17 protein-coding genes and 1 pseudogene are annotated in these 17,664 nt (G+C 58.4%); 12 read left to right on the forward strand and 6 right to left on the reverse strand.

The features are described from left to right. Window positions 1-23: 23 nt before the first annotated feature. The gene (locus CEW87_RS08790; RefSeq protein ID WP_108972343.1) at window positions 24-668 is read right to left on the reverse strand and encodes a hypothetical protein; all 645 of its coding nucleotides are present in this window, start codon (window positions 666-668) and stop codon (window positions 24-26) included. Then, a complete protein-coding gene (locus CEW87_RS08795) occupies window positions 665-1,057 on the reverse strand; it encodes a hypothetical protein (protein WP_159098116.1) in 393 nt (130 codons plus the stop codon). The genes CEW87_RS08790 and CEW87_RS08795 overlap by 4 nt, the downstream gene beginning before the upstream one ends. A 186-nt stretch (window positions 1,058-1,243) precedes the next feature. On the opposite strand from CEW87_RS08795, the pseudogene CEW87_RS22730 reads away from it, so the two are divergent. The 5 genes and pseudogenes from CEW87_RS22730 to CEW87_RS08820 form a co-directional block, all read left to right on the forward strand. Then, window positions 1,244-1,345: pseudogene (locus CEW87_RS22730) on the forward strand (transposase domain-containing protein); the annotation flags it as partial. Between the two features lie 275 nt (window positions 1,346-1,620). Beyond that, on the forward strand, window positions 1,621-2,475 hold the full coding sequence (gene tcmP / locus CEW87_RS08805) for a three-Cys-motif partner protein TcmP (protein WP_108972346.1): 855 nt from the start codon (window positions 1,621-1,623) through the stop codon (window positions 2,473-2,475). A 120-nt stretch (window positions 2,476-2,595) separates the two neighbouring features. After that, window positions 2,596-3,192: a LexA family protein gene (locus CEW87_RS08810; protein ID WP_234421707.1), complete on the forward strand. Its 597-nt coding sequence runs from the start codon at window positions 2,596-2,598 to the stop codon at window positions 3,190-3,192. Next, window positions 3,189-3,947, forward strand: coding sequence for a DUF5131 family protein (locus tag CEW87_RS08815; protein ID WP_108972348.1), 759 nt, complete (start codon window positions 3,189-3,191; stop codon window positions 3,945-3,947). The genes CEW87_RS08810 and CEW87_RS08815 overlap by 4 nt, the downstream gene beginning before the upstream one ends. 93 nt (window positions 3,948-4,040) lie before the next feature. After that, window positions 4,041-5,315 carry a three-Cys-motif partner protein TcmP gene (locus CEW87_RS08820; RefSeq protein WP_108972349.1) on the forward strand — a complete coding sequence of 425 codons (1,275 nt, stop codon included), beginning with the start codon at window positions 4,041-4,043 and terminating at the stop codon, window positions 5,313-5,315. A 121-nt stretch (window positions 5,316-5,436) separates the two neighbouring features. Here CEW87_RS08820 and CEW87_RS22380 read toward each other — a convergent pair whose 3' ends face one another. Next, complete coding sequence (locus CEW87_RS22380; protein ID WP_159098117.1) at window positions 5,437-5,643, reverse strand: hypothetical protein; 207 nt, start codon at window positions 5,641-5,643, stop codon at window positions 5,437-5,439. Between the two features lie 263 nt (window positions 5,644-5,906). Here CEW87_RS22380 and CEW87_RS08830 point away from each other — a divergent pair, with 263 nt between their 5' ends. From CEW87_RS08830 to CEW87_RS23000, 7 genes are all read left to right on the forward strand, one after another. Continuing rightward, window positions 5,907-8,315, forward strand: a complete 2,409-nt coding sequence (locus CEW87_RS08830; RefSeq protein ID WP_108972351.1) for a TerB N-terminal domain-containing protein — start codon at window positions 5,907-5,909, stop codon at window positions 8,313-8,315. Then, window positions 8,312-9,607, forward strand: a complete 1,296-nt coding sequence (locus tag CEW87_RS08835) for an ATP-binding protein (RefSeq protein WP_108972352.1) — start codon at window positions 8,312-8,314, stop codon at window positions 9,605-9,607. The genes CEW87_RS08830 and CEW87_RS08835 overlap by 4 nt, the downstream gene beginning before the upstream one ends. After that, on the forward strand, window positions 9,576-11,807 hold the full coding sequence (locus CEW87_RS08840) for a DEAD/DEAH box helicase (protein WP_108972353.1): 2,232 nt from the start codon (window positions 9,576-9,578) through the stop codon (window positions 11,805-11,807). The genes CEW87_RS08835 and CEW87_RS08840 overlap by 32 nt, the downstream gene beginning before the upstream one ends. 220 nt (window positions 11,808-12,027) lie before the next feature. Beyond that, the gene (locus tag CEW87_RS08845) at window positions 12,028-12,354 is read left to right on the forward strand and encodes a hypothetical protein (protein ID WP_108972354.1); all 327 of its coding nucleotides are present in this window, start codon (window positions 12,028-12,030) and stop codon (window positions 12,352-12,354) included. Continuing rightward, window positions 12,351-13,586: a PfkB family carbohydrate kinase gene (locus CEW87_RS08850; RefSeq protein ID WP_108972355.1), complete on the forward strand. Its 1,236-nt coding sequence runs from the start codon at window positions 12,351-12,353 to the stop codon at window positions 13,584-13,586. Before CEW87_RS08845 ends, CEW87_RS08850 begins: the two co-directional genes overlap by 4 nt. Before the next feature lie 8 nt (window positions 13,587-13,594). Next, entirely contained in the window at window positions 13,595-14,179 is a 585-nt protein-coding gene (locus CEW87_RS08855; RefSeq protein WP_199917152.1) for a 7-cyano-7-deazaguanine synthase, read from the forward strand. Window positions 14,180-14,354: 175 nt separating this feature from the next. Then, entirely contained in the window at window positions 14,355-14,846 is a 492-nt protein-coding gene (locus CEW87_RS23000) for a nitroreductase family protein (protein WP_420094131.1), read from the forward strand. Here CEW87_RS23000 and CEW87_RS08865 read toward each other — a convergent pair. The 3 genes from CEW87_RS08865 to CEW87_RS08875 form a co-directional block, all read right to left on the reverse strand. Then, a complete protein-coding gene (locus CEW87_RS08865; protein WP_199917154.1) occupies window positions 14,784-15,662 on the reverse strand; it encodes a hypothetical protein in 879 nt (292 codons plus the stop codon). The two genes, CEW87_RS23000 and CEW87_RS08865, sit on opposite strands and share 63 nt — an antisense overlap. Next, on the reverse strand, window positions 15,650-16,327 hold the full coding sequence (locus tag CEW87_RS08870) for a DNA adenine methylase (protein WP_108977066.1): 678 nt from the start codon (window positions 16,325-16,327) through the stop codon (window positions 15,650-15,652). Before CEW87_RS08870 ends, CEW87_RS08865 begins: the two co-directional genes overlap by 13 nt. 71 nt (window positions 16,328-16,398) lie before the next feature. Continuing rightward, window positions 16,399-17,295 carry a hypothetical protein gene (locus CEW87_RS08875; protein WP_108972358.1) on the reverse strand — a complete coding sequence of 299 codons (897 nt, stop codon included), beginning with the start codon at window positions 17,293-17,295 and terminating at the stop codon, window positions 16,399-16,401. Window positions 17,296-17,664: the final 369 nt, after the last annotated feature.

Raw genomic sequence — 17,664 nt, forward strand, 5'->3', positions numbered from 1 at the left:
GGTATGGATTGGCTCCAGCATGACTAAGTGTGGCAGGGTTCCGATGCATGAAGCGCGCCTTCTTCCATTGCGGCCAAGGCTTGGTCACGGCCCACACCACCGACCTGGGCCGACAGCGCGAGCAGGGCGCCAGACCAAGCAGCGGCCTGTACAAACGCCGTTGCAGGCGCACGTCCAGTAGCTTTCATAGCTTGGTGAATAGCCACGATCACCTTCTGCGCATAAATCACCACAAACCCAGCCAGGGCTAGCAGCAGGCCGACAAGGGATGACTTCACCGCATAGTCGAGCACAACCACGGCAGACTTCACGCGCACCTCTTTGATGAAGTCATCAAGGCGCGGATCGTGCGCGGCCATATGGCTGTCCAAAACCTTACGCATATGTTTTGCTGACTCTTCGTTGAACTTGAACCAGGTCATCTGATACATCACCCCGAAAAAGGTGATCTCTTCGGTGTAACGCAGGTGACTGTTCAGAAGGTCGCGCACCGCGCGGTACGCCGGATCGGTGAGCCCCCGGCCGCTCTCGATGAAGTGTGTGCGCACGGACTCGCGCAAATCGAACAGACGATCACGGGTCGCGTCTAGCATGGACGGTCGCAGCATGAACTTCCACGTTGCCAGCAACAGCAGCAGTCCAATTCCAAGCAGGGTTACCTGGCTCATGTTCTCACTCCCCTCGGCGTAGCGCCGGTTTCGGTAAGTCCGCTCGACGTGCGATCTGGATCGCTTGCCTCGACTTCCTTTTGATATCTGCTCTTCTGCGATATCGCGCGCAACTTCCCCTTGCGTTCCAGCCACCATGCGCCCGTTGCGACAGCTCCCCATGCATAGCCGGCAACAGAGCCAAGCTCCAACGCCTGAACAACGCTTGCCAGTGCGGTGATCGACTCGGCTGATTGCCCTTGTACCAACGGGCGAAGCCCCTCAAAAACCAACCACACGCAACCTAATATCCCGAAAATGATGGCAAGGTGACTGGCAAAACCAATGCTCAGCTCAAACTTCCGTGCTGCCAGTTTTGCCTGCTCGAATGCCAGTTCGTTCTTGTTCATTTGATTATCGCGCATCGAAAGAGTTTTGCGCGCAGTGTAACAACTATCTCATGCTGCTGTAATGAACAACAACACGCCGAGATGGCTCTGAATCGTCTCTCGTAGGCGTCTTTCTCGCGCCTTGCGCCTGTAGTCAGTGTATGCGCTCTACCGCAAATGTCGCCACCTAGCGGACGCACCGCACTAGCCGCCAGCATCATGAGCTTGATTCAGTCCGCACGACCTACCGGTGACGACCCATTTGCCTATCTGAAGGGCGTGCTCGCTTGCCTGCCCAGCCATGCAGCCAGATCGGCGAGCATCTGCCCCACATCACTGAACGCCGCTCGGCCTCTGCTAAACAACTCGGTCAAGACGGGGGCACTGGGCGCATACGGCCTGCGATTTTCTGCATCGAGTGACCGATAGGTTGCAAGAGCGGATCTTCGGCCACGCATGTCAGCTGGAGCTACTTGCAGAAAGCGGGTCCGGCGCGAAGCGCTGCGAGGCCATGGCTACACGCGAAGTAGCGGTGTTCGGCGAACTAGGTTATTTGGCAATAAGAACTTTGGCATAATTGCGACATGAAATCACGCCGAACCTTCGAGCTAGCCATCCATCCGGATCCTTGTCCCTATTTGCCCGTCGAACGCGGGCCGTCAGGACAGGGTGTGGGGTGGTGGGTGCCACAAGTCAAGCACACTTGCCTAGCCAAGTACATCGGCGCCACCCGCAAGGCTCAGGCGAAGTTTCCCAAGCGAGTGTTGATCGACCCCTTCTGTGGTCCGGGTCGCATTCAGGTACGTGGTGAGAGCTTCACGCGCGATGGCGGCGCAATGGTCGCGTGGCGGCAATCGGTGAGCTCGGACTGTCCATTTACCAGCGTGATGGTCGGCGATCTCGATATGGCGCGGGCTGTTGCCTGTGACGCCCGATTGGCAGCGATTGGGGCGCCGGTGCAACGGTTCGATGGCCCCGCCGCAGAAACGGCGCCCCGCATGGCCGAAGCGGTACCCCGCGGCGCCCTCTGCCTCGCATACATCGATCCATACAACCTCGAGTACTTGTCGTTCTCGATTATCAAGAGGTTGGCACGGCTCCCGCATATCGATTTTGCCGTCCATTTTAGCCTGATGGATTTGACGCGCAATGTCGATATGGAACTCGATCCGGCGCGTGATCGCTTTAGTGAGGCGTTGCCGGGATGGCGTGATCGCGTGTCCGGCACAATCTCCAAGAAGGGCCTCGCTCCTTGGTTCTTTCAGGAGTGGCATCAGCGCATCTCGGAGCTTGGTTTTTCCGTCAGCCATGAAATGCCGCTCGTCACAGACGGACAAGGTCGCGCGCTGTACCGACTCGTGTTCTTTAGCCGGCACGCGTTTCCTGACAAGATTTGGGGCGACATTGCCAGGGGCCCAAATCTCGCTCTCGGCTTTTAAGAAGGCGTCCTCGCAGGGGCGTCAGCATCCACGACTCTCTCCTGGGTTGCAAATTGTACGATCGTCCACCAAAATGATGGCATGGGGCGGCCGAACAAAGATGCTGAGTACTTGGGGTGCTTGCGTGACTACTTCGCGCAGAATCGGGCGTTGCCTTCCTATGCAGAGCTGAGCAAAGTGTTGGGATTCCGAGCCAAGAATGCTGCCTTTAAGCTGGCGGGCCGGCTGATGAGCGCGAACTATTTGGAGTCCGGCCCTGGCGGGCGTTTAGTGCCGGGGCCTCGATTCTTCGAACTGCCTTGCATCGATGCTCGCGTACCTGCAGGTCCAGGAGACCCAGCGGAATTCTCCGGCGGTGTCGAGTTCAAGGAGATCGACCGCCTGCTCGTTGATGTCCCATCACGGACGTTTTTAGTCCCGATTCGGGGTGACTCTATGTGCGACGCAGGTGTGCTCGACGGTGACACGGCAGTCGTGGAGCTGACGCCGATGGCGAACCCAGGGGATTTTGTTATCGCCTTGGTGGACGGCCAATACACCATGAAGGAGTTGCGGTACGAGCAGAACAGGCCGGTGCTCGTACCACACAATGAATGCTATGAGCCCATCCGGCCGGAGTCGGACTTGAGCATCATCGGCGTCGTAAGGGGCATCATTCGGCGCTATCGATCGAGCGGTGGGCGGGTGGATGCCCGAGTGCGAGGAGAGAGGATATGACCACTATCAGCCGTATTGAATGGACTGAGCGGACGTGGAACCCAACGGTCGGTTGCACAAAGATATCGCCAGGTTGCAAGCATTGTTACGCGGAGACGATGGCGCGACGACTCAAGGCCATGGGGACGCCGGGCTATGAGAACGAGTTTGCGCTCACCCTGCTTCCGGAGCGGCTGGAAGACCCGATCAATCGCAAGAAACCGACCGTTTACTTCGTCAATTCGATGTCGGATCTTTTCCACGAAGCTGTGCCAGACGAGTATATCGAGGGGGTGTTCGAGGTGGTCACCAAGACACCGCACCACACTTACCAGATTCTGACAAAGCGGGCTGCGCGGATGGCGTCCTTCTTCAAGACACGCAAGGTGCCAAGAAACGCCTGGCTTGGCGTCTCTGTGGAGGATCGCGAATATGGGCTGCCGCGAATCGACTATCTGCGGAGCGTTAAAGCATCGATTCGCTTCCTGTCGGTTGAACCGCTCCTCGAGGATATCGGATCGATGGATCTCAAGGACATTCACTGGGTGATCGTCGGCGGCGAGTCCGGTCCGCGTGCTCGCCCGATGAAAAGCGAATGGGTACAAACCATTCAGCGACAGTGCGAAGCGCAGGATGTTGCTTTCTTCTTCAAGCAGTGGGGCGGCTGGGGCGCTGACGGGAGAAGGCGTGCGAAAGCAGCTAACGGTCGAGTGCTAAACGGTCGCACGTGGGATGAGATGCCGTTGGAGATAACCCAACGGGTTGCTGCGCGGTAGTTGCCCCCACCGTTGCATTAGAGTGCTTTTGTCATGCACAGTTGAGGCCCGGTCAAGCCAGTTGCGGCCCTTCGCGGCCGCGCCTACAACTCGATGACGACTAGCCATTACGACTGGATCTTGGGGCGGACGCCGCCAAAGCTTCTTCGCCACAGCGCGGTCAAGCACGCGTTACTGCGCGATTATCTCGTCGACTACTTCCTGACGCTCGTTTCTACGCCCCATCAGGATCGTGTTCAGCTGACCGTGGTCGACGGCTTCTGCGGCGGCGGCCGCTACATAGACGAGGCGGGCGACGAGGTTCCGGGGTCGCCGGTCGTGATCCTCGAGGCCGTTCAAGAAGCGCAGGCTCGCCTGCTTCACGAACAGCAGAGGCGTAAGCCCATCGAGTTCGACATCGAGTTAATCTGCATTGACGATTCATCGTCGGCAATCGAGTACTTGCGCTACGTACTCGAGGACCAAGGCTACCGCGACAAGCTGCGTAGCGGATCGGTGCAGACGCTCATTGGCGATTTCGTCTATCTGGCGGACAAGGTGATCGCGGAAGCGGGCCGCCGCTCGCCGAGGGCCGGCCGCGCCATCTTTGTTCTCGACCAATACGGGTACGACAAGGTGCCACTCAGTACGCTGCATCAGATCTTCTCCAAGCTGAAGCGTGCCGAGGTCATCCTGACCTTCAATGTTGATTCGCTGCTCAATTTCCTCTGTGAGAAGAACCTCCTCGACTTCGAACGAAAGACAGGGATCATGGGCACAGCAACCGCCGCAGATCTGGACAAGGAAGCACGTAGCCCCTACTGGCGCCTTAACGTGCAGGCAAACTTGTACCAGAGCATCACGTCGGGCTCGGGTGCTAGTTACTTCACCCCCTTCTTTGTTCGTCCAGAACGCGGGCATGGCGACTTCTGGCTATTGCACTTGTCACAGCACTGGAAGGCCAGGGACGTGATGACCGGCGCACATTGGCAGCACCATAACCATTTCATACATTACGGTGCTGCTGGTTTTGACATGCTCAGCACCGGTTACGCCGCACGCATCGATAACGAGGCGCGTCCCCAGGCGGCCTTTGAGTTCGACGACATCGCTTCGGCGGCAAGCCAAAACGACATGCTTACCCAAATCCCGCAGGCGCTCGGCCAACATCCGGGTGGCATCTGTTTCGAGCATTTCTTTCTCGCGAGGATCAATACGACACCGGCGACCAAGGAGATGGTGGAGAGCACGATCCTCCAACTCGTGCGCGAAAATGAGATCGAGATCGTGGGGGCGGATGGTGGCGTGCGCAACGTCCGTGCCGCACTAAAGCCGGACCACGTCCTGCGCTTGCCGATGCAGCGATCTTTTTTCTTTCCGTCTCGATAATGGCACTGAGCATCCGACAACATGGTCCAGAGCGGGACAGCACACAACATTCTGCCGATCGACTTGGCGCACAAAACTGGACCCGAACACAGGTCGACACCCCTATCGAAAATTGGTCACCTCAGTCGCGCAGGGGAGAAGCGAACTGTCGGAGGAGGATCAGAACGCGGTTGTCGGTACGTTGAGTCTTCATGCCAATGAAATTGCAAAGAATCAGCCTGAAAAGCTCGCAAAGCTGCGGAACGACATCGAGCTTGTGACTCTGGAAACCTTGATCAAGCGACATGAAGAGATGCATGCCGAAAGGTTGATCGAGAGTCTCTGGCATGATTTTCTCAATGAGGGCCCGTTCATCCTGAGCATGGCTTTCGGATACAGCTCTTTGAGTTGCCCGGCATGGTGCCTATTGCTGCAGTTCCAGTTCGAGATGACAGCAAGCTGTGTTCCGTAATGAGCGTCACCACGATGCCGAGTGTGTAATCTGCCAGCAGATTGCTTGCTTGCTCGCCCACCGCTACCGAAATATCATAGTACGTCGGCTCGGTTGCAGGGGAAGGTCGGCACATCGAAAAAGCCTGGGACATCGCGCGCATGGCAAAGAAATCAGGGTCAAGTCCTCTGCTCATCATGGCAGCCATCATCATCGGGGCTATCGCGTCCGTACCCAAGGACGTCTGGGTCTTCCTCTTTATTATTGGAGGTGTTGTGCTAGTAGCCTGGCTCGCCAAGAAACTACTCGGAGACAAGACCAAGGCGACAGCCGAGTCGCCGACGGCGCAGTCTCGAACTGCTCAACGGGCGCGCGAGTCGGCGCAGGCGACAGGAGACCTCAAGACGATCCGCGGTAGGCCGGAAGAGGGGTTCGCTAGCTTCCGCATGGATGGAGCTGCCGACAGTGATGAGTTCCGAGTCCCGGCATCATCCGTCTCCAGCAGTAGCCTGCGTTGGGTGCCGGCCGGCGAGAAAGCGAACGTTGCAGGGTTCGATCTACCCGGAGGCATGGTTTACATCGGAAGTGGCCCTCACGATGACTACGGTTACACCGAGCCTTCGGCCATTAATCCAAAACTCGGTGTGACCGGTAGCCCCGTCGACTGGTCGGTTCGCCTCACTGACTACTGGCCCTCTTACTCTTCAATCTCTCCCGATGCTCGTCGTGCATACCTTCAGTGGCTGGCTGATGGTCGACGCGCGCCGGACGCGAACATCGGATACGTCTTCCTGTTCTTCTACGGTCTAGAGCGCAGAGTCCTTGTCGATCTCGGTTCAGGTTCAAGTGAGGGGGGTGAGATTGAGGTCATCAGGAACGAGGTGCGCCACTTACTTGGCATCTATGGCGACAACAACTCCTTCCGCAGGTATGCGAGCCATTTCCTGGCTTTCATCGAGGCCGACACCTACAGTACTCAAGCCTTCACTCCCGACCCGCCCGCAGTCAATTCGACGCTCGAGCACGGCTACGAGCTGCCCCTGAGCCTGAAGCTAGGCCTCGGGCACCTAGCGGTTGCACAGAAGCCCGTTCCGGCGTCATGGGCCTTAGCATGGGCGCTGAACGACCCCAACATCTACCGGCGTACCCCCGTATCGCGGTGTGAGGCGGAGTTCAAGGCTCTCTTCAACCGCAAGTACGCTGAAGACTTCGGCGATGGATTCGTGCTCCGGCTCAATAAGACGAAGCTCCAGGTTACCTACCAACCGTCATCAGGTGCTCTCGGAAGACAAGAGATGCGTCGAAAAGTGGGCGATCTGCCAGACGTCACGGCGGTCAAGGGCCCCATCCAGAAGCTGCAGGCGTTGGTGGACGCTTGCACGACGTCCCTGGAGTCCTACAGTCGCTTCATCGGACGAAATCCCGACAAGGCGCAAGCCCTCGAAGGCTTGCTTCAATTACCGGTCGAGCTTTGGCCTGCCCCAGTTCGTGCTGAACTGGATGACCTCAAGAGCCGCGTCGGCGACGGCATGCTCTTGATGGCGTTTGGGGAGCTGTCCGGCCGCCTCAAGAGCGCTGGGGCACTGTCTCGCGACAAGGTGATTGGCCTAGCCCGCGCACTTGAATCCCTGCACATCGGCCTGGAGCCCGACGTTCTTGCCGGTAGTCGCACACCCAAGGCCGAGGACAGGGTTGCGCTCTTCGCCACCCTGCCGGAGGACAGCACCGCACGGGCCGGACACGCGTATCGCGCGGCGGCGGTCACCCTCGATCTGGCCTGCATGGCCGTTCATGCAGATGGCGAGGCGTCTGCCCACGAACTGATGTCGCTGACCAAGCAGATCAATGCCTGGGCTCATTTGAGCGACACCCAACGGAAGCGACTCAAAGCACACCTGCGCCTGGGCATCGACCAACCCGCGACGCTAGCCAGCCTGAAGAAAAAGCTGGAGCCCTTGTCGGAAGACGCGCGCCGCTCAATCTGCCGCCTACTCGCGCATCTCACGCAAGCTGACGGCGTCGTGAGCCCCGCCGAAGTGAAGTTTCTTGAGCGCACCTACAAAGCCTTGGCGCTGGACACCAAGCTCGTTTACTCGGACCTGCATGCGAGCCCCGCGCCAAATGTCGTCCCCACCACATCCACCACGCAAGCCACACCTGTTGTGACCGCCATCGGTGCGACAGCGGGCTTCGCCCTGGACCCCGCTCGCATCGCACAACTGGAAAAGGAAACCGCCGAAGTCTCGGAACTGCTCGCGAAGGTGTTTGTGGATGAAGAAGCGCACGAGCCCGCCCAGATTATGGAGGCGGCGCCAGAGGAAGAGCTCACGGCAGCTCCCGGAATTCTTGGTCTCGATGCAGACCATTCGGCCTTTGTTCGCATTCTTGTCTCAAGGACCTCTTGGCTCCGTGGCGAGCTCGCAGATGCTGCGGCTGACATGGAATTGATGCTCGATGGTGCGCTAGAGCACATCAACGAGGCAGTACTGGATGCGCTGGATGCGCCCCTGACAGAAGGTGACGACCCGATTGAAATCAACAAGGAAGTCTTGGAGGCGCTACCAGTATGAGCACAATTCGCGCGAAGGACCGTGATGCGGTCATTCAATCGCTACGCGCGGGCGTCGTCCCGCGGGTCGGCCAACATCTGATTCAAGTCGGGCGAGTGAAAGAGCTCGAGGCGCTGATGAAGGATGTGGAGCGCATCGCTGACGCTGGCTCCGGATTCAGAGTCGTCATAGGTGAGTACGGCTCGGGAAAGACGTTCTTCTTGAACCTTGTTCGTGCCATCGCGATGGAGAAGAAGCTCGTCACGATGCATGCGGATCTTAATCCAGACCGTCGACTCCATGCGACCGGCGGGCAAGCCCGCTCGCTCTATGCGGAATTGGCCAAGAACGTTTCCACGCGCACAAAACCGGATGGGGGAGCCCTCCCCGGCATCGTCGAGAAATTCATCGCGCAGGCCAAGTCCGAAGCGAAGACGAGCGGGAAACCCAGCGAAGCGATAGTGCGCGAGCGCCTAGACCACCTGTCAGAGATGGTGAACGGTTACGACTTCGCCGAGGTCATCGCAGCGTACTGCCGAGGTTTTGACGAAGGTAACGAACAGCTCAAGTCAGACGCTATCCGTTGGCTACGCGGGGAGTTCACCACAAAAACGGACGCCCGCGCTGCATTGGGCGTACGCACCATCATCGACGACGCCTCGATATACGACCAGCTGAAACTGCTCGCCCGCTTTATCCGGCTTGCGGGTTATAGCGGCCTGATGGTCTGTCTGGATGAGTTGGTGAACCTCTACAAACTCTCCAACACACAGGCGCGTAACGCCAACTACGAGCAGATCCTTCGCATCCTGAACGACTCTTTGCAGGGCTCCGCAGAAGGGCTCGGGATAGTGCTTGGAGGCACACCCGATTTCCTGATGGACACGCGTCGTGGCCTGTATAGCTACACTGCCCTGCAGTCTCGGCTGGCAGAAAACACCTTCGCCAAGGCCGGCATGGTGGACTATTCGGGCCCCGTTCTTCGGCTTGCGAGCCTTACGCCCGAGGACTTCTACGTGCTCCTCAACAAGCTGCGTCATCTCTATGCCAGTGGTGACAGAGCCAAGTATCTGGTTCCGGATGAAGCCATTCCCGCCTTTATGGCGCACTGCGCTCAACGCCTTGGGGATGCTTACTTCAGAACGCCGCGGACAACCATCACCGCCTTCATCAATCTTCTGGCCATCCTTGAGCAGAATCCCTCCGCGGACTGGACGGAGCTACTTGGGCACGTCGCTGTCGAGAAGGACATGGGTGGAGCCGCGGACACGGCGGTTGAGGATGACGACGAACTCGCCAGCTTCAAGCTCTGACTCCCAGGCCTTCCAGTTGTTGGATGCGCGCATCCAGCGGTGGATCTGGAGAGAGGGATGGACTGCCTTGCGCGATGCGCAGGAGAAGGCGATTCCGGCTCTTATCGATGCCGACCGCGACGTCATCGTGGCTGCCGCAACCGCAGCGGGGAAGACCGAAGCTGCCTTCTTCCCCATCCTGACCCATATGCTCCGTCACGAGCCAGATATTGGCTCGGTGCTCTATATCGGGCCGCTTAAGGCGCTCATCAATGACCAGTGGGGCCGGTTGTCTGACTTGTGCGAGTCGTTGGACATCCCTGTTGTTGCCTGGCATGGCGATATAGCGGCCAGCAAAAAGCACAGGTTCGTCAAAGACTCCCGCGGCGTGCTCCTCATCACTCCAGAGTCCCTCGAGGCCCTGTTCGTTCGACGGGGCTCCGCCATGCCAGGCCTGATGTCCCGCCTTCGATACGTCGTTATCGACGAGTTGCACGCCTTCATCGGTTCCGAGCGAGGCAAGCAGCTTCAATCGTTGCTTCACCGCCTTGAACGAACCGTTGGGCGACGGCTCCCTCTGGTTGGCCTGTCCGCGACTCTGGGGGATATGGGGCTTGCTGCCAGCTTCCTTCGGCCCGACGGAGTAGATTCGGTCGAGTTGATTGTTGCCAAAAGCGGTGGGCAGGAGCTGAAGGTGCTCATCAAGGGCTATGTAGAGAAGCCACCGCGGGTCGAGGAAGATCCAAATATCGAAGATCCCGAGATGGAGGACCTTGTCAAAGGATGCACGCTGGAGGTGGCCGAACAGCTCTATAAGGCGCTGCGTGGCTCTAACAACCTTGTGTTTCCGAACAGCCGCAGGCAGGTCGAGATCTACGCCGACTTGCTAAGGCGGGCCTGCGAGCGAAACAACATCCCAAACGAATTCTGGCCGCATCACGGCAGCCTATCGAAGGAGTTTCGCGAGGAAGCCGAACGGGCACTGAAGGACGGGACGAAGCCAGCAACTGCCATCTGTACGACCACGCTCGAACTCGGCATTGACATCGGTTCAGTGAAGAGCGTCTGTCAGATTGGTCCACCGCCCTCCGTAGCGAGTCTGCGCCAACGTCTCGGCCGTTCGGGACGTCGCAAAGGCGAACCAGCCATACTGCGTGGTTACTGCATCGAACCAGAGCTGACGTCAAAATCCGGGCTGTCTGATTGCCTGCGCGAGGGCTTGGTTCAATCAATAGCGATGGTCCGACTGCTCATCAGAGGCTGGTTCGAGCCACCAAGGGTCGACGGGCTGCACGCGTCGACCCTTGTTCAACAGATTTTGTCAGTCATTGCTGAGCGCGGAGGCGCCACAGCGGCAGAACTGTGGGCAACCTTAGTCAAGGATGGTGCGTTTTCAAACATCACCCGCGACGACTTCGTTCTGTTGCTTTGTCATTTGGGCGACAAGCAGCTACTCATCCAAGACAGTTCGGGTCTCTTGTTACACGGCGAACTCGGCGAGAAACTGGCGAACCACTACGAGTTCTATGCTGCCTTCGCCTCTGACGAGGAGTTTCGCATCGTCTGCGACGGAAGGATGCTGGGCTCGCTCCCCGTTTCCCATCCCCTTGTACCCAGCCAACGCATCATCTTTGGCGGCAGACGCTGGCGTGTCATCGATGTCGATTCTGAGAAGAAGATAATCGTCGTAGCACCGGACAAAGGCGGAGCTCCTCCGGCATTCGATGGTGGCGCATGCATGGTGCATGACGTCGTACGACAGGAAATGCGCCAGGTTCTGATGGAAGCGGACCCGGTGCCATTCCTGGATGCTGGTGCTGCAGCACTATTGAATGAGGCTCGCGAGTTCTACCAACTCGCCGACCTCAGCAACAACTGGCTGTTCAACAAGGGCAACGACGTGGTGCTGCTAACTTGGCGGGGCGATTGGGTGAACGATGGCCTTGTCATGCTCCTTGCCCATGTTGGGCTGTCTGCTACCAATGAGGGGGTTGCATTGACGGTGTCGGGTATATCGTCCGACCGACTATCGGACGCCTTGGCGGATATTGCCGAGTTGCCTGCACCAGACCCGATACAGGTTCTCGCGGAGGCGAAGAACCTTCTCCGCGAGAAATGGGACTGGGCTTTACCCGAACCACTATTGCGGGGGGCCTTTGCTTCGCTGCACTTGGACCTTATTGGCGCACAAACCGTCGCGCAAGCCTTAAGTAGCCCCTGATCAGTTGATGTTCTGAGCACGGTTGTCCAAGTCAGCCATTTAAACCGACTCTGATGATTGTCGTTTGCGCTCCTCGCTTTGTGGTGGCAGCGCGGTCTATGCCCTCAGTATTGTTTCCGGCTCTGAATAGTTCAGATTCTCCTAGTTTCTATTGACATGTAAATATCTTAATCGCATTCTTTATGCTCCAGGGCATAGCAAACAGCGAAAGGAGTCTCCCATGTCTGGTTCCAGCGGCAGTTCTGGCGGTATCGGTTTCTCGAGCGGGGCGAGTAGCTGCGACTCCTTGGTTATCACGACGCAGTTAAACTCTCCGAAGCCCGCGGTGGTGGAGAGAATTGACGTTGGCGATGAACTGGATGTGAGGACGATGCAGGTGGGGAGCACCACGACAGTCGTTGCGATGCACGATGGTGAGCTCGCGGGTGGTATTGCGTCGCCAGACGTTCAGAAACTTCGAGAGTGCATAGCTGACGGCACGAACTACGTTGCAACAGTGATCGGGAAGAGTGACGGCCAAGTGACTGTCCGGGTAAGCGCACGATGAGTGGCGAAGGCGGCACTGGCGCCGACATCGCCGTCGTCGGGGGAGTGTACCGGGAGCGTTGCATGCGCCCAGCCTGGCGCGAGATTTACGGATCGGCCGGCAGGGCGGCCTCCGCAATAGCATCGATGGGGGCGTCGGTGTCGCTGCACTCGTATCTTGATCCGGCAGCTGCCGAGGTGCTTGCTTCGAGGGGTGCATTCGAAGGATTTCACGTCGCCAGAAACGATTCAGTTCAAGAAATAGCCTTCGACTACGACCATGGCCTTGCAACGCCGAGAATTCTGGGGCGCGGAGTGGTTGGGGCGGCCTTGCGGGTGTCTGCTTCACGAGTGCTTCGTTTCGGAATGATGGACGGAGATGCAATCGTTCATGGCCAAAAGGTGGTCTACGACCCCCAAGATGCTTATGCCCCGGAATCCTTCCACGCAAATGGCTCAACTGCTGACGAACTCGCGCTTGTGCTGAACCAGCATGAGGCTGCCTTGCTAACAGGAGCAAGGGACGCTTCCGCAGAGACGATGGCCGGCGATCTTATGCAACAGCAGCGTGCAGCCGTCGTGGTGATCAAACGCGGTGCGATGGGTGCTCTGGTCCGTGATCAACACGGCGTGGCGACCGTTCCCGCCTACCAGTCGCAGAAGGTTTGGAAGATTGGCTCCGGGGATAACTTCGCGGCTCACTTTGCTTATCGGTGGTTGCACGAAGGACGAAGCGCTGCAGAGAGCGCGGACCTTGCCTCGCGTGCGACCGCCTATTACTGCCAGACCCGTGGGTTTGCGACCCCCCCGGTGCTGGAGTCGTTCACTCTGAGCCCGATCGTTCCATCCGAGGCGTTTTCTCGAGGTCACCGCCCGAAGGTTTATCTTGCCGGCCCGTTTTTCAGTCTTGCTCAGCTATGGCTGATCGAGCAGGCCAGAAGCGACCTGTTGGCCGCAGGGTTGAAGGTGTTCTCGCCTTACCATGACGTCGGACACGGAAGCGCCGAGGATGTCGTTCCCCTTGATCTTGAGGGGATCAACGATGCCGATTTGATCTTCGCGGTCGGTGATGGAATGGATCCAGGCACGGTCTATGAGATCGGTTACGCGCGGGCGAAAGGCAAGCCTGTCATCGTCTACTGTGAGAACGAGTCCGACGAGAACAAGAAAATGATGGGCGGCTCGGACTGCCTGCTCTGCGATGACTACGTGAGTTCGATCTATCAGACGCTCTGGACGGCTTGCAGGCTATGAGATCAGCCTTGCTCCTGTCGGGCGGCATGGACTCGCTCTCGATCGCCTGGTGGAAGAGGCCCGAGATCGGGATAACGATCGACTATGGCCAGTTGGCTGCCCAAGCCGAAATCACCGCATCGCAGTTGATCTGTAGACGACTGGGAATTGAGCACCATGTCGTGCGGATCGACTGCCGTGCGCTGGGTTCCGGCGACATGGCAGGCGCCGATGCCGACTGCCATGCCCCAGCAAGTGATTGGTGGCCGTACCGGAACCAGATCCTGATTACGTTCGCGGCGGCGAGATCGCTGTCACTTGGCGTGGGGAGGCTCATGATCGGCACGGTCAAATCGGACTCAGCCCACCGCGACGGCACCTCGGACTTTGTCGAAGCGATGAACGCCCTGGTTGCGCTGCAGGAAGGAGGTATACGGGTCGACGCGCCGGCCATCCACCTTGGGACTGTTGAACTCGTTCGTGAAGCGGGCGTGCCCCGTGAGCTCCTCGCTTGGGCACATAGTTGCCATAAAGCGAATGTTGCTTGTGCCAATTGCCGTGGCTGCAACAAGTACTTCGAGGTACTCAATGAGCTTGATGGACGACTGGGTTGATCTGGGAAGCCCCCGACTGCGAGAAACTCCACAGCGCTACGCGCCCTTGAAGTGGCCGCTAGGGGCCCGTATGGCTCTGCCCGTCCCTGTGTTTTCCTCTGGATCGAGTCGTTCATGCGCAGAGCTATTGCTTCAGAGGCGCACAAAGCGCGAGTTCTCGCGACTAAGCTTGGAGATGTTGAGCAAACTGACCTGGCTGACCTGCCAGGTGCAGGGGACAGGAGGTGATGAGCTTGGATTTACTTTGTCGCATCGTCCCTGCCCGTCTGCAGGAGCCATTCATCCCATTCACCTGCTGGTGATCGATCCGCAGGCCGGGCGGTGGCTCAGGTATGACCCAGTGACTCACGGCTTGGACGAGGTGATTACCCAACTTGAGCCAAGCGGGGTATTGGCCGAGATGCACAGTGTCGTCCCGGCAACATCTGCAACGCTTCTCATTTTGGCGGCAGAGCCTGGCAAGACCGCTGCAAAATACGAAGCTGCGGAAAGTCTTGTCTGGCGGGATGCAGGGGTATTGCTGGGTTTTCTTGCGGTCGCCGCGGAGGCTATAGGCTTGAACTACTGTCCTTTGGGCGTAACGGGCGAGCCCTGGGTGGGACGGCTACTCGATCAGCCTGGCTTGGCGGGGGTCGGAGCGGCCTTTGTGGGCGCGCGGCCGGACTAGCGGAAGATCAGATACAGGCGCCATGGTCGTCTCACTTGGGCGCACCCCTTTTCGCTTCCCGCCCATGAGCTGAGTGATCGTCCGGGGAGAGGACATCATTTCGTGCCACATCACAGCATCTAGCTCGGACGCGCGGACGCCGATTGCCTTGGAGAACCGCAGAAAGCGTTCTTCCAGCTCAAGATAGTTCCGCTCGACACTCAGGTCCTCGTCGAAGAAGCGTGCGAGTGCTCCGGCACGGAGGATGTGAATATCGAGGATGGCGACGTCGTCGGCGTCGAGCCAGTTGCGCGCGACCCACGAGGCGGTTTTGAACCCGATGCCTGGTAGCTGAATCAGCCAATCGCGCAGAGCCCGGCCGCTCGTCAGCGGCGGCTGTTCGACTGAAAGGCGCGCAAGGGCGGCGCTCAGGTACCGCGTCTTTTGCCGCACAAAGCGATATCGAATGTGGCGGCCATCGATATCGAGTGGCTCCGATAGCAACTCCCCGATCTGTGCTTCGGTGGGTGTTCCTTGAAGGGCACCGCACGATCTCAGCTTCTGGAAAGCGGCGACGCCGACCGCTGCTGGGATGCCATGCCCGCCAAGTAGGCAAGCTGCTACCTCTTCGGCAAGGGTGCTTCCCAAACGATATCGAATTGGGGTGCCGCAGATCCGCCGCGCGATCACCTGGTATGTCCAGTACGCGGGTGTAGGGAAGGCTTCGACCGCGCCCCATGGCACGCCAGGTAGTGTCTCGGCATCGGGCGGGGGAAGATCGACCTTGATGATTGCTGCGCCTGTGAATACCGCGGCAGTTTGCATCATGTTGTACATGCCCTTTCGTTGTAGCGGTTGTTAAGCACCTGCAAGATGTGCTCGCGCTCGACAGGGTCCATCCGACCGAAGCGCTCAAACAGCCTCTCGTGCCGTCGTTTGACGGCTTGGCGCTCGCGGAACGTCGCCCCCAAAAAAGACGCATCGTGTAATTGCGTGGGCTCAGGAAAATTCATCCAGACACATTCTTGGCGAAGTCCTCTTTGCGTATTGGCAGAAAACGACACCCTTCGCCACCCGCGAAGTCGTTGTTCGTAGAGAGCACTCTCGTAGCCCGAGATCATCACCATGCACGGCAGCGTAGCGAGTACATCCAGAAGGCGAAAGTGATCTAAGTCCGAGTACTCGTATCGGTAGATCTTCGTCCGACGACGCGTGGCCGCCACGTAGGGTGGATCTGCGTAGACCAGTTCGTTTCCAAGGAATGTGTACTGTTCAAGGAAAGTGACCGCATCTGCCTGAACCACCTTGCACCCCATAGGGGTGCTTTGCGACCACGTTGAAACAACACGCTCGTCAGCGTCAATGCCGATCGTGGTATTGGCCGGTCGCTTGTTCCTCAACACGGCGCCGCTACCGAGGTGAGTCTCGATGTAGGTTTCATGGGGGGGCATCAAGTTAATCAGCCGTTGATAGCACTTGCCTTTTCCGCCGGGATAGCTCATGTCGTGAATCATCGTCGGTTCTGACGATGATTGCAAGCGTTAAACGACACGAACTCTGAGTAAGATGCATTTCATATCGGTACCCAGTATTTGATGCCCTTCAAGGTGACGACAGCACCGGCGTCATCGAGGGTGACATCGCGCTCTGTCAGCGTCAGTACGGCTCGTGCCGGAACATTATGGAAATACTCCATTGCGCAAGGTATCCAGCGCTTCAGCACGTCATCCGTGCCAAGATCCTGTCGGAGAAGGTTTGTTAGCTTCCCCTCCAGCGCTGAGCGTCGCGCCTTGACAATCTGCAACTGATCAACGCGAGGTATGAGCTTGCCACCAAAGGCGTTGTTCACGAAGTTAGCGAACCCGGTAATGGCTGCCAGCTGCCCCGGTGAAGCCGAAAGGAAAACATCCAATTCGGCTTGACTGGGCAGTTTTCGCCCGTCTTGATCACAGCGTCTCAGTAACGATGCGGCAGGACTCAGAGCAAGTCGGATTGAGCGTAGTGACGTTTTCCCCTCAGCGTGCCTTGTCCTCAGTGTGTTCGCGAACGCCACGAGTGCATTGGAGCCCTTGCTTCCTTTCGGCAAAGAAGCGTGAATCGCGTCAATTCGGCGACGCTCGGAATCGGCTTCTCGCAGCGCCGGGTCGGCCACGATGCCGCGCGTTTCCCTAAGCCAGCGCATCGGCAGGCGCGCAAGATGCAAACCTTCTGCACCGAAGATATCCAAGAGTGCATGATAGTTGGCACACGAAGGCCATTGGTCATTGATATTCAGAAAGAACTGCAGGTATCGGTGTATTTTTTGAGCGGCCTTGTGCGGTCCGGTCGCGTTGATGAGCCACAGACCAAAATCGCGAAAGGCCGCTGCCGTGGCTGGCGAAGAGAAGGCGGCCGCATCGATCTCGATGCGTTTAAGGGCCGTGCTTGTCCAGTAGCAACGTTCGCACCGATTTCGTCGTCCCGCAGGCATGACCTCGCCGCATTCGGGACAGGGAACCTCGCCTTGGTTTAGGCAAATTGCACATAGCCGGCGTCCGTCAGCTCCCTCCTGAAGGCGACGGTGACGGCGGCATGCTGAACAGGTCCCATAGTCAGCCACGGCACATCGGGGGCAGAGCCGCTTCCCGTGGCCAAAGCGCGTCACTCTAGTTAGCCTTGGCGATCCGGCTCCGCATGCCTCGCACGGCTCAACCTCCCGGAAATGCGGAGCACATGTGTTACAAACCGGGCCGTACTGTGTCAGCTTCCCTGTTCGGTAGTCAGACTTACCGCAGCGGACGCAGGGCTTGGCCCATTCACATTTATGGCAAACGGCTTGGGAGTCGTTAGTTGGAAGTCG

This window comes from Parazoarcus communis, from assembly GCF_003111665.1.
Classification (GTDB): Bacteria; Pseudomonadota; Gammaproteobacteria; order Burkholderiales; family Rhodocyclaceae; genus Parazoarcus; species Parazoarcus communis_B.